General features: G+C 44.0%; 7 protein-coding genes and 1 other RNA gene. 3 read left to right on the top strand and 5 right to left on the bottom strand.

All coding sequences use genetic code 11. The annotated features are described in order from the left end of the window. Positions 1-45: 45 nt before the first annotated feature. The 4 genes from P0106_RS00235 to guaA form a co-directional block, all read right to left on the bottom strand. Entirely contained in the window at positions 46-1,497 is a 1,452-nt protein-coding gene (locus P0106_RS00235) for a tyrosine-type recombinase/integrase (protein WP_473730299.1), read from the bottom strand. Positions 1,498-1,729: 232 nt separating this feature from the next. Continuing rightward, positions 1,730-2,126, bottom strand: a transfer-messenger RNA (tmRNA) gene (gene ssrA, locus P0106_RS00240). Positions 2,127-2,272: 146 nt separating this feature from the next. After that, a complete protein-coding gene (locus P0106_RS00245; protein ID WP_473730344.1) occupies positions 2,273-3,955 on the bottom strand; it encodes an alpha-amylase in 1,683 nt (560 codons plus the stop codon). A gap of 96 nt (positions 3,956-4,051) precedes the next feature. Next, positions 4,052-5,614, bottom strand: a complete 1,563-nt coding sequence (gene guaA, locus P0106_RS00250; protein ID WP_004112523.1) for a glutamine-hydrolyzing GMP synthase — start codon at positions 5,612-5,614, stop codon at positions 4,052-4,054. Between the two features lie 415 nt (positions 5,615-6,029). Here guaA and P0106_RS00255 point away from each other — a divergent pair, with 415 nt between their 5' ends. The 3 genes from P0106_RS00255 to P0106_RS00265 all read left to right on the top strand — a co-directional run bounded on the left by P0106_RS00255 (position 6,030) and on the right by P0106_RS00265 (position 11,805). After that, positions 6,030-8,507, top strand: coding sequence for a phosphoketolase (locus P0106_RS00255; protein ID WP_004112522.1), 2,478 nt, complete (start codon positions 6,030-6,032; stop codon positions 8,505-8,507). Between the two features lie 270 nt (positions 8,508-8,777). Further along, the gene (gene pta / locus P0106_RS00260; RefSeq protein WP_285085248.1) at positions 8,778-10,436 is read left to right on the top strand and encodes a phosphate acetyltransferase; all 1,659 of its coding nucleotides are present in this window, start codon (positions 8,778-8,780) and stop codon (positions 10,434-10,436) included. Between the two features lie 139 nt (positions 10,437-10,575). Next, entirely contained in the window at positions 10,576-11,805 is a 1,230-nt protein-coding gene (locus tag P0106_RS00265) for an acetate/propionate family kinase (protein WP_009994803.1), read from the top strand. Positions 11,806-11,918: 113 nt separating this feature from the next. Here P0106_RS00265 and aroA read toward each other — a convergent pair whose 3' ends face one another. After that, a complete protein-coding gene (gene aroA / locus P0106_RS00270; RefSeq protein ID WP_473730345.1) occupies positions 11,919-13,289 on the bottom strand; it encodes a 3-phosphoshikimate 1-carboxyvinyltransferase in 1,371 nt (456 codons plus the stop codon). Positions 13,290-13,295: the final 6 nt, after the last annotated feature.

Raw genomic sequence — 13,295 nt, forward strand, 5'->3', positions numbered from 1 at the left:
ATTGCGATTTTTGCATTTTCAGCGCCTTTTTTGCGTGTTTTTTGCCTAAAGTAGCCGTGAAAGTAGCTGAATTTGATTTTCTGGCGGCATTTGGCTGATTATTGTTGCTTGTCTTGTTTTGTCTATTGCTTTGAGTGTTGTTACTTGCTGATCTAGTGTGAGTGCTGCTAGTACTGCTATGAGTGGGTCTTTTTCTTGATTTTGTGTAGGTCCTACATTACTTTGCGTAGGTTCTACAGTTTTTTGTGTTTCAACGCTTTGTTGTTTTATTCCAAGTTGTTCTTCTTTTGCTTGTTCATTAAGTCTAGCTGATGTTCTTTTGCGTTGCTCTTGGCTGATTTGCTGATATACGGATACGGTTTTAATGTCGCTATGTCCTGCGACTTCCATGAGTTCTGCAAGACTCGCGCCTGCTTCTCCATAGTGCGTGAGTGCGGTGTGCCGAAGGTCGTGGAAATGCATATCCTTGAGCGACGGCATGTGTGCTATTGCGCGGTTGAAGCTTTCTCTAAGGCTTGCTGGCGCAACGAACGCTCTAGGTGTGCGAGTATGTAGTATTAGCTCATCTGGTTTGCCGCTTGGCATTTGTTGCCGCATGTGCATTTCAAAGTATTCGCGCGTCCATTCTGGTATTGGTACTTTTCTTATGCTACTTGCTGTTTTTGGCTTGCCTACTTCAAGACGTCGTTTTTGTCCTAAATGGTTTATGCTTTTTAGACTTTTGTTGACGCTGATTGTCATTGCGTTAAGATCTACGTCACTCCTGGTGAGTGCGCAACATTCGCCTTCGCGCAATCCGCACGCTCCAGCTAGCATGACTCCGATGCGCAAATGTGGTGCCATCATGCTGTATATGTCAACAAGTTGCGCAATGCTGATGGCAATGCTTTCGTGCCTTGTGCGTGGTTTTTTGAGTTTGAGCGTGCAAGGGTTGCGCTGCAGCAATGTTTCTCCAGTTGCGTTTACTTCTTTTGCACAAGCGTAGTTGAATATGCTTCTAAGCAGTGTGTAGCAGTGTGATCTTGCTACTGTGTTTCTTCCTGTAAATTCGTCGCAGTCGAATGCGTCATACCAGTTTTGTATGTCTTTGCTTGTGATTGTTTTGATGCGTCTTTCTCCAAATGCTGGTAGTAGGTAGTTGCGCAATCGTCCTTCTTTGTGTGATTGCGTGGTTTCTTCAAGCTTGCTTCCGTCTGGCTTGCGCTGATTTTGCATATAGTCATCTGCTAGCTGAGCGAACGTAATTGAGCTTTTATCTATTTCGTGACGGTTTATTTTCGCTGGTGGTGTCCATGTGCCTAATGCTATTTCTTTTTCTGCTTGTGCAAGCCATGCTTCTAGTTCTACGCGGTAGGCTGCTGGCAATGTTCGAGTAAATTCTTTTGGTAGCGATGGGTTTTCTGCCAAGGCTGCTGGCGGCGTTGAGTAGCGTGCAACGTATGCAGCGCCGTATGATCGTGTTACTTTTTTGAGCCTTCCAAAACTACGCCGTGCCATAATGCATACCCCTTCGCATTAACCAATTTTTAGCACTTAGGGCAATGATGGGCATTGATTTTCTGAAGGTCATTTTTCAATGCCCTATATAATGCCCTTCATAATGTATTATATCGTATCAAAATGCATTATTTTGCACAATTCAATATTAAAAGCTTTTGAGCCTTAAGCATTGGAAACATTAGAATTTACTACAAAAAACGCCACTGTTTTAGCAGTGGCGTTATTGCGTTTGTGGAGTCGCGGGGAATTGAACCCCGGTCCGGAAACCGTACCCTCGGTCTTCTACGTGCGTAGTCTGCTGACCATTTGGCAATTTTTCTGCCCCCATGTTATCGCAGACAATTCATGGCGAGCATATCTACAGTAAAAGTCCCTGAATTGCCCTGCAGCCCAGCAATTCAAGCAAGTCTTCTAATGACGTTCAGCACCACCCCGAAGACGTGAGTGGGTGAACGGAGCAGCTGCTCACTGGTTAATCCTGGCGCGAAGCTCAGGCAGCGAGAGCGAACTCAGTGCGATTAGATTTAGCACTTATTCTTTTGCGAAAGGACGTTTACGAGTGGACTTTCGCATTCTCGGCACGCTTCCCCGCGGCGAACAGATCACCGTCGAAACCGATCGACCCCTTTTGATTTATCAAACTATCAGTTAAATACTGGTATAAAGCCAGACTATTTATTATAAATAAACGTTTTAACAGAGTCAACCTGTTTTAGACTATTGATTTATTTCAGAATTATCTAAAGAATCATCTAAAGAATCATCTAATAAATCACTTACCTTTAGTTTCACCTGTTTTAACATCACCACTATTGCCTTTAGCAAGCTTCTTCGATTTTTCAACAAATCTTCTATTAACAACAAACGCACAAATTAGCGCAACACACACGCAAATAAATATTGTAACGTTTCTAGCTCTAGTATTTCCAAGGCTTTTTACAGCATTAGCATGAAGAGCAACAGCAGATTCTGCAGCAATAGTGGTCTCTACTTTTCCGCCGCTAACGCTCACAGTTTTAGTGCAATCTTTAGACTCATAAACATTGCAATATTCACCGTCAGGCAAGTCGGTTTTATAACTCACTTTTTGCGGATTTTCCGTGTTGTTAATCGCAAGAAAACCCTTGTTTCCTCGGCTAAACGCAACGTTATTATCGTCATCATCTTGCCAATTAGTAACCTTAGTGCCTCTAACAGCGTTGTAGAACCCAATCATGCCGCGAATCAAAGTTATCCTTTGCGTGCATTGCCACTTGGAATCCTTTGCACAACTCACATCAGGAATCGAAGTTTGCGTAGCTCCAGGCGCTCCCTCATCTCGTTTTGTAAACTCATATCCCGAAAACACATTTGGAGTTCCATATGGATACGCCAGCATAAACGCGTTTGCAAGCTCGTATTTTTTACCATCTTTATACGTCAAAACTCTGCTTGCATTATCTCGCTCAGTATCCCAATTTGTAACGAAAATCGCAGCCTTTTTGCTTGGAATCAACTTATCTGTGATATGTTTAAGATTCTCAATAGACCCATAAAAATAGTTTCTAAGCCTATAAGAGTACTCAAATTCGTTCACTTCACCAGTTTGCAAATATTGGTCCGGCTGAATTCTAGGGTCTTGCTCAGAAAACCCTATTGTTTCTTGCATCCACCAAATCTTATCTGGCGTTGTTCCAGCAGCATCTGCAGCTGCATCTTTTATTCCCTTTACATCTTGCGGAGACATGTGTTTTGCTGCATCAACTCTAAACCCAGCCACTCCAAGCTTTAACATATGTGCAAAGTACTCTCCCAAAGTTTTTTGCACATGAGGATTAGAAGTGTCCAAATCCAACAGTCCAACAAGTCGATGCGTCCAAACGATTTCTGCTTTTCGATACGTGTTGATATTTTCTGTTGACTTATGAAAATCGTCTTTTGTATATCCTGCATCTGGGAACGATTGATTTGCAGCATCATACTTGCTTCCACCAACGCCAACAGTGTCTTTGTTTGCAAAACCAGTTGTGTGGTTTATTACCGCATCTGCAATAATTCCAACACCCGAAGCTTTGCACGTTGTAATCATCTTTTTAAACTCGTCTTCGGTGCCAAGTTTTGAATTTAGCTTATAGCTTACAGGTTGATAGCTTGTCCACCATTGGTCACCTTTAATATGATCTTGCGGAGGTGATACTTGTACATATTTTACGCCTTCTGGACCGTACGTTTTTTTGCATTCTTTAGCTATACTTCTCCAATTTTGTTGGAACGCTGTTACGATTACACCTTTTTGTGTAGTTTTTTGAGATGATTTTGCACCCTCATCTGCAATCGCTGGGCTGCTTGCGACTACTGCTCCCGCCAAAATCGTAGCAACACAAGATGTTATAGCCGCAACTCTTGCCAACACAAACTTTAACTTTACAAGCGCCTTTTTATTGAAGCTCGTAAATACTTCTATGCTGTGGATCATCATTGTTCCTTTCTGCAAGAATCGCGGCTTTACTTTGTTCTTACTCTTACTTTATTCTTTTTAGAGCCAGATTCTACCTCACTATATTAGGACTATCTATTCCCACTCAATCGTGGCAGGCGGCTTAGAGGTTACATCAAGCACAACGCGATTAATCTGGCGACATTCGTTTGTGATTCGAGTAGAAATCTTTGCTAATACATCGTAAGGAACTCGCGACCAATCAGCAGTCATAGCATCCTCAGAACTTACTGGTCGAAGCACAATTGGAGATCCATATGTGCGCTCGTCTCCTTGAACTCCAACAGAGTGAACATCTGCCAAAAGAACAACTGGGCATTGCCAAATATCGCGATCTAATCCAGCTGCCGAAAGCTCTTCGCGCGCAATCGCATCTGCTTCTCTAAGAACAGCTAAACGCTCGCGAGTAATCTCGCCAACAATGCGAATTCCCAATCCTGGGCCTGGGAACGGCTGGCGCCACACAATAGCATCTGGAAGCCCAAGCTCCGTACCAATTGCGCGAACTTCATCCTTAAACAAAGTGCGTAAAGGTTCAATAAGCTTAAACTTTAAGTCCTTTGGCAAGCCGCCAACATTGTGATGCGACTTAATATTTGCAGCACCGTCTCCGCCACCAGATTCCACAACATCTGGGTAAAGTGTGCCTTGTACAAGGAACTTAACTTCTGCTCCAGATTTTCCAGCTTCTTCAATAACTTGGCGCTGTGCTTTTTCAAATGTGCGAATAAACTTTTCGCCAATAATCTTGCGCTTGCGCTCTGGCTCGCTCACGCCTTTAAGCGCATCTAAAAAGTCATCTTCTGCATCCACTGCAATAAGCTTGATTCCAGTAGCCTCAACAAAATCGTGCTTAACTTGCTCAACTTCGCCTTTACGGAGAAGGCCATGGTCTACAAAAACGCAAGTGAGCTGATCTCCGATTGCTTTATGCACTAGGGCTGCTGCAACGGCGGAATCGACTCCTCCAGAAAGTCCGCAAATAACTTGTGCATCTCCAACTTCAGCGCGAATCTTTGCAACCTGATCTTCTATAATATTCGAAGGATTCCAATCATTTTCCAATCCTGCGCACTCGTGCAAAAATGTGGAAATCAGCTTTTGACCTAAAGGCGTATGCTTGACTTCTGGATGCCATTGTACTCCGTAAAGCTTGCGACTTTTGTCTTGCATAGCTGCAACTGGAGCGCCTTGAGTGTGAGCAAGCACCTCAAATCCTTCTGGCGCGCTCTTAACTGCCACTCCGTGACTCATCCAAGTATTTTGATCTAATGGAGAATTAGCAAGCAATCCTTCTGCTTCATCAATGGTTGCATGCGTTTTTCCATATTCACCTAGTGCAGCTTTGTCTACGACTCCGCCAAGCTCATGAGCCATAACTTGGAATCCGTAGCAAATTCCGAGCACTGGAACTCCTGCTTCAAAAATCTTTGTGTCAATTTTTGGCGCTCCTGGTTCATAAACAGAAGCAGGCCCGCCAGAGAGAATTATGGCTTTTGGATCTTTTGCCAGCATTTCTTCTACTGGCATAGAGTGTGGAACAAGCTCCGAATAAACGTTTGCTTCCCTCACTCTTCTAGCGATTAGCTGGGCATATTGGGCACCGAAGTCAACTACAAGTACCGGACCTTTTGCCATGATTCTCCTTATTTACACGCTTCTTATATATTCCTTATTTATCACTTTATTTTTTGCAAATGTTTTAAAGGTGATATTTAAGGCTGATTCATTTTATACTAATGGCGCTTTGCGACGTTGCAGCGCTTCGAAACGCCGTGACTTATCTAGTTTTAAAACCAATCAAGCTTTATATAACAATAAAGTGAACATAAAACATAACATAAATGATAATTTTAAGAAGATTTTTGCGAACACTTTAACACATTTTTTCAACAAAATCGCACGTAGTGAGTAATCAAACGCACAAAAGTCAAAAGCTGTTACTATACTGAGAATGATGGAAAAAGAGGCTAATACATTCGTTTTTCAGCCTCTATAACCAAATGGTAATGATTAAAATTGCACTGAAAAGTGCTTGAGTACAGGAGTACACATGACGAGTCCTGTTATTGGCACCCCTTGGAAGAAGCTAAATGCTCCAGTTTCTGAGGCGGCCATCGAAGGCGTAGACAAGTATTGGCGCGTAGCAAACTATCTCGCAATCGGTCAGATTTATCTTCGCAGCAACCCTCTAATGAAGGAGCCATTTACTCGCGAAGATGTTAAGCATCGTCTGGTAGGTCACTGGGGCACTACTCCAGGCCTTAACTTCCTTATTGGACACATCAACCGTTTTATCGCTGATCACCAGCAGAATACTGTAATCATCATGGGTCCAGGCCACGGCGGCCCAGCTGGTACTGCTCAGTCCTACCTCGACGGCACATACACTGAATATTATCCAAAGATCACTAAGGACGAAGCTGGCTTACAGAAGTTCTTCCGTCAGTTCTCTTACCCAGGCGGTATTCCTTCTCACTTCGCTCCTGAAACCCCAGGTTCCATCCACGAAGGTGGTGAGCTTGGTTATGCACTTTCTCACGCTTACGGCGCTGTTATGAACAACCCAAGCTTGTTCGTTCCAGCAATCGTCGGCGATGGCGAAGCTGAAACTGGTCCTTTGGCCACTGGTTGGCAGTCCAACAAGCTTGTGAACCCACGTACCGACGGTATCGTGCTTCCAATCTTGCACTTGAACGGTTATAAGATTGCTAACCCAACTATTCTTTCCCGTATTTCTGACGAAGAGCTTCATGAGTTCTTCCACGGCATGGGTTACGAACCATACGAGTTCGTTGCTGGCTTCGACGATGAGGATCATCTTTCCATCCACCGTCGCTTCGCTGATATGTTCGAAACCATCTTCGATGAGATTTGCGATATTAAGGCTGAAGCTCAGACTAACGATGTAACTCGTCCTTACTATCCAATGATTATCTTCCGCACTCCAAAGGGTTGGACCTGCCCGAAGTTCATCGATGGCAAGAAGACCGAAGGTTCTTGGCGTGCCCACCAGGTGCCACTGGCATCTGCTCGCGATACCGAAGCTCACTTCGAGGTTTTGAAGAACTGGATGAAGTCCTACAAGCCTGAAGAACTCTTCGATGAAAAGGGTGCTGTTAAGGAAGACGTTCTTTCCTTCATGCCAAAGGGCGAACTCCGTATTGGTGAAAATCCAAACGCTAACGGCGGCCGTATTCGTGAAGATTTGAAGCTTCCAAAGCTTGAGGATTACGAAGTTAAGGAAGTTAAGGAATTCGGTCACGGCTGGGGTCAGCTCGAAGCTACCCGTCGTCTTGGTGTTTACACTCGTGACATCATTAAGAACAACCCAGATTCCTTCCGTATCTTCGGACCAGATGAGACTGCTTCCAACCGTTTGCAGGCTGCTTACGAGGTAACCAACAAGCAGTGGGATGCTGGCTACCTTTCTGGCTTAGTCGATGAGCACATGGCTGTTACCGGACAGGTCACCGAGCAGCTTTCCGAGCATCAGATGGAAGGCTTCCTCGAGGGCTACTTGCTCACTGGTCGTCACGGCATCTGGAGCTCTTATGAGTCCTTCGTACACGTCATCGATTCCATGTTGAACCAGCACGCAAAGTGGCTTGAAGCTACCGTTCGTGAGATTCCATGGCGTAAGCCAATCTCCTCTGTGAACTTGTTGGTATCCTCTCACGTGTGGCGTCAGGATCACAACGGCTTCTCGCATCAGGATCCAGGCGTAACTTCCGTGCTCTTGAACAAGACCTTCAACAACGATCACGTAATCGGCATCTACTTCCCAGTAGATTCCAACATGTTGCTTGCTGTTGCTGAAAAGGCTTACAAGTCCACCAACATGATTAACGCCATCTTCGCTGGTAAGCAGCCAGCTGCTACTTGGTTGACTCTCGACGAAGCTCGCGAAGAGCTCGAGAAGGGTGCTGCTGAGTGGAAGTGGGCTTCCAACGCTAAGAACAATGACGAAGTTCAGGTTGTTCTCGCTGGTGTTGGTGATGTTCCACAGCAGGAATTGATGGCAGCTGCCGACAAGTTGAACAAGCTTGGCGTTAAGTTCAAGGTTGTTAACGTTGTTGACTTGCTCAAGTTGCAGTCCGCTAAGGAAAACAACGAAGCTTTGACTGACGAAGAGTTCACTGATCTCTTCACTGCTGACAAGCCAGTCCTCTTCGCTTATCACTCCTACGCACATGACGTTCGCGGCTTGATTTACGATCGTCCAAACCACGACAACTTCAACGTTCATGGCTACAAGGAGCAGGGCTCCACCACCACGCCATACGATATGGTTCGCGTTAACGACATGGATCGTTACGAGCTTACTGCTGAAGCATTGCGCATGGTTGACGCCGCTAAGTATGCCGACGAAATCAAGAAGCTCGAGGACTTCCGCCTCGAAGCCTTCCAGTATGCAGTCGACAAGGGTCTTGATCACCCAGACTACACCGATTGGGTATGGCCAGGCGTTAAGACCGACAAGCCAGGCGCTGTCACCGCTACCGCTGCAACCGCTGGCGATAACGAGTAGTTTTAAGCTATCAATGCTAAAATTGCTTAGCTGATTTTTAGGGAGTCAATCGAAAGGTTGGCTCCCTAAAAAATTAATAAAAAATACGCAAAAAATTAAAAAATCAGCTTGTTGTCCCGCAAATAGCTCTAAAATAACTAGAGGATTCTTCGTTTGATATGCAAATTTTTCAACGTTGAAATACGAAGAATAGCAAAAACGAAAATGCGAAACAAAATAAAAATGCAACGCAAAATAAAATAAACGCAGACGCATCAAAGGAGAAAAGTCGTGTCGTTAGTTAACGTAACTATTATCAGCGCAGATTGCGCACAAAGTCGCAATGTCGTAGCACTAGGAGTTACAAAAGCTCTTTCAAGTCATTATCCAACAACTGTTTTTAGGCCATCCGCAAAACATGATGACGCGTTTACAAGCGAATTAATAGCATCAAGCAACACAAAAGCTACTCTAGAACAAGTAATCGCAGCATGCCCATGCGCAGTTCGTAAAAACAAAGACACACTAAGAGGAGATATTGTAGCTCACTTCAACGAGCTGATTAGCGTAACGAACGCTCAAGGATGCGTTATTGTAGCAAGCGATTCCACTTCTGTATTTGATCCAGATTTATTCCGATTTGATGCAAGTGTGGCAGCTGACTTAGCTTCTCCTGTGTTCCTAAGCATTTGCGCAGAAGGCAGAGATAGCAAGCAAATCTTGCAAACAATCGAAGCACAATGCGCAAGCGTTAGCAAAGAATACACAAAAGTATTCGGCATTTTTGTAACTGATTGCAAAGAAGACTTAGCAAAAGAACTAAAAGAAGACTATGCTCAAAGCAATAATGGCGCTCCACTTTGGACTTTGCCTTCTATAAGCGAATCAGAATCAGATAAATTCAACGATTATGTTGCAGATGGAGAAATCATTAGCGCTTTGCAGCAGCCATTTGCCGCTCCTACTACCCCATATGCCTTCCAATACAGCTTGCTTGGAAAAGCTAAAGCAAATAAGAAAACAATAGTACTTCCAGAAGGCGAAGAAGATCGCATTCTAAAAGCAGCTGATTACTTGCTAGAGAGAGACATTGTAAACCTCATTATTGTTGGAGAACGCGAATCTATTCTTGCAAGAGCACAAGAGCTTGGATTAAAGTCTCTTAACAAAGCAAGCTTCCAATCTATGAGCGACGAAGAAATTCTTGGCAAAATGATTAGCAAGCTTTGCGAATTGCGTGCAAAGAAAGGCATGACAGAAGATCAAGCTAGAGAGCAGCTTAAAGACGCAAGCTACTTTGGCACAATGCTAGTGGTACTTGGATTAGCAGACGGACTTGTTTCTGGCTCTGTTAACTCAACGGCAAATACCGTTCGCCCTGCTCTTCAAGTTATTAAAACTAAGCCTGGATCTAAGCTTGTTTCTGGCGCATTCATTATGTGCTTTAAAGATCATGTAGCAGTATTTGCTGATTGCGCTATTAATCTGAACCCAGACGCTGAACAATTGGCTGACATTGCTCTTCAATCTGCACAAACCGCTAAAGCTTTCGGATTAGATCCTAAAGTTGGAATGCTATCTTATTCAACGCTCGGATCTGGAAAAGGCCCAGACGTTGATTTAGTTGAGGAAGCTACAATGCTTGTAAAAGAAAAAGACCCAGATTTGAAAGTTGTTGGATCTATTCAATTTGACGCTGCATGGTCTGAAACTGTTGCTGCGTCCAAAGCTAAAGGAAATGATGTAGCAGGTCACGTAAATGTGTTTGTGTTCCCAGATTTATGCGCTGGAAACATTGGATATAAAGCTGTTCAGCGTTCTAGCGGCGCTTTAGCTGTTGGACCAATCCTACAAGGATTAAACAAGCCTGTTAACGATTTGTCTAGAGGAGCGTTGGTTCAAGATATTATTAACACTGTTGCTCTTACAGCATTGGAAGCACAATTCTAATAATAAATAACAAATTTAATAAATAGGTAAGTTCCTGCAGAGATTCTGACTAATAAAACCTACTCATTGTAGGAACTTACCTGTACACTTAAACGTGGCAATTTACTAGCCTTATCAACACTTTATGGAGGATTCCCTCATGGCAAAAACCGTTCTTGTTATCAATTCTGGTTCTAGTTCGATTAAATACCAGCTCGTCGATTTGGAAAGCGGCGAAGGTATTGCATCTGGTATTGTAGAAAAAATTGGCGAGCCAGTTGACGGACACTACAAGCACGTATTCAATGGCGAAAAGCATGAGTTTGACGAGCCAGTGCATGATCACGAGCAAGGCTTAAAGCGCGTACTCGGCTTCTTCGAGGAATATGGTCCAAATCTTTCCAAGTCTGGAATCGTAGCTGTTGGACACCGCGTTGTTCAGGGTGGCTTAACATTCCCTAAGCCTGCATTAGTAAACAAAAAGACCATTAATAAGGTGAAGGATTTGGCTGTTTTGGCTCCACTTCACAACGGTCCTGAGGCTGTTGGCGCTGAAGTCATGACTGAACTTTTGCCAGATGTTCCACAAATTATGGTGTTCGATTCTTCGTTCTTCCACGATTTGCCACAAGTTGCTGCAACTTACGCATTAAACAAAGATATTGCAAACCAGTACCACATTCGTCGCTATGGCGCTCACGGCACTTCCCACGAATACATTGGCTCTGTAGTTCCAAGCGTTGTTGGAAAGCCTGCAGAAGGCTTAAAGCAGATTGTTTTGCACATTGGCAATGGCGCTTCTGCTTCCGCTCAGATTTCTGGCAAGCCAGTTGAAACTTCTATGGGCTTAACGCCTCTCGAAGGTTTAATGATGGGCGGCCGCACTGGAGATATTGACCCAGCTGTAGTGTTCCACCTTATTCGCAACGCTCACATGAACGTAGACGAGCTTGATACGCTCTTCAACAAGCGTTCTGGCATGATGGGTATGACTGGCCACGGCGATTTGCGAGACATTCACAAGCTAATTGCAGAAGGCGACGAAGACGCTAAGCTTGCTCTCGGCGTGTACGTTCACCGCATTGTTGGCTATATTGGCAACTACACTGCTCAAATGGGCGGCGTGGACGTAATCACATTCACCGCTGGCGTTGGCGAAAACGACGAGATTGTTCGCGCTCTTGTGTGCGAAAAGCTTGCTCCATTCGGCGTTAAGCTCGATGAAGAGAAGAACTTGGTTCGTTCTAAGGAGCCACGCATTATTTCCACTCCAGATAGCTCTGTGATTATTGCTGTAATCCCAACTAACGAAGAGTTGGCAATCGCTCGAAAGTCTGCACAAATTGCAGAAGATGGAGTCGATTCTTACGGCAACAAGTTTGAACGCTAAATCGTAGTGTAAAACAACGTAACGTAAAAACGTAACACATAAATAATCCCGGGTTAAAAAAAACTCGGGATTATTTGTTATTTAAGCATATTATTTAAGCTCACTATTTAGGCTCACTCTTTAAGCATGTTATTCCACATTGTTGGAAAATCAGGAAGCGTTTTGCGCGTAGTGGCAATATTTTTTACGCTTATATTAGATATACGAAGCCCTAACATTGCCGCAAAAGTTGCCATGCGATGATCCGCATAAGTCTCCATCACTTCCCCATGCATATTTTTGCTAGGAATAATACGAATTCCATCATCTAGCTCTTCTGCGCCTATTCCAACGCGATTTAGTTCCGTAACTATTGCACTCAAGCGGTTTGTTTCGTGGCCTCTTAGATGCGCAATACCGCGTAACTCGCTTACACTGTCTGCAAACGCAAGAATCGCAGCAATACTTGGCGCAACCTCGCCAGCAGCAGCCAAATCAAGCGACTTAATAGCACGAATTTTTCCGCTACCAGTTACGCACAATGTTGAAGAATATGATCTAGAATGCTCAAAAACAATTTTTGCGCCCATTTGCTCAAGAATCCCAGGCAACAATCCCCCAGGCTGAGTCGTCTTAAGAGGCCAATTAGGGATTTTAACGCATCCTCCAGCAATCAACGCGGCTCCAATAAAAGGCGCTGCATTAGAAAGATCTGGTTCTACAACAACTTCATCTGGCAAAGTCAAATCATGCTCTTTAACATGCCATACTCCGCTTTCTGGCATATCTACCGCTCCGCCAGCTTTGCGCACATCTTCCATTGTCATTTGAATATGCGGCATACTAGGCAATTTGCTTCCAATATGCTCGATTTGTAGCCCTCCTGGAACGCGAGATGCAATTAGCAGAAGTGCGGATATAAATTGAGACGACGACGAAGAGTCGATACGAATAACGCGATTATTGCAAGAATTTTGAGCGTCATTTATACCATATGATTCAAGATTTTTAGGCGGAATAACGCTAAATGGTAAGAAACCGACTTTTCCGTGATATACGATTTTTGCGCCCAACTGTTCCAATCCATCTAGAACAGGCTTCATTGGACGAGCATACGCTTGCTCATCTCCATCAAATTTCACACAATTATTTGCAAACAGCGCTAAAGCTGTTACAAAACGCATAACTGTTCCAGCCAAGCCACAATTAACAACCGCACAATCATCTACGCTAAAAACGCCATTTTTGGGCGGAATAACACAAACTGTTGTGCCGTCTCGGCTTAGCGAATCGCATTTAACTCCAAATACGCTTAGCGCGTTAATCATAAGTTCCGTATCTCTTGATCGCAACAATCCCTTTAGAACAACTGGCTTTTTACCAAGAGCAGCTAAAATCAAATATCGATTAGATAACGACTTGCTTCCAGGAATATTCACTGTTGCATTCAAAGGAGTATTGCATGATGGAGCTTTCCAAACATCATCATAACTATAAGAATTCATTATTCC

The sequence above is a fragment of the Gardnerella sp. c11Ua_71 genome, assembly GCF_055818025.1.

Bases quoted from the DNA above. Each gene is read 5' to 3' on its own strand.
- P0106_RS00235 (WP_473730299.1), bottom strand. From the start codon at position 1,497: ATGGCACGGCGTAGTTTTGGAAGGCTCAAAAAAGTAACACGATCATAC.
- P0106_RS00245 (WP_473730344.1), bottom strand. From the start codon at position 3,955: ATGATCCACAGCATAGAAGTATTTACGAGCTTCAATAAAAAGGCGCTT.
- guaA (WP_004112523.1), bottom strand. From the start codon at position 5,614: ATGGCAAAAGGTCCGGTACTTGTAGTTGACTTCGGTGCCCAATATGCC.
- P0106_RS00255 (WP_004112522.1), top strand. From the start codon at position 6,030: ATGACGAGTCCTGTTATTGGCACCCCTTGGAAGAAGCTAAATGCTCCA.
- P0106_RS00265 (WP_009994803.1), top strand. From the start codon at position 10,576: ATGGCAAAAACCGTTCTTGTTATCAATTCTGGTTCTAGTTCGATTAAA.
- aroA (WP_473730345.1), bottom strand. From the start codon at position 13,289: ATGAATTCTTATAGTTATGATGATGTTTGGAAAGCTCCATCATGCAAT.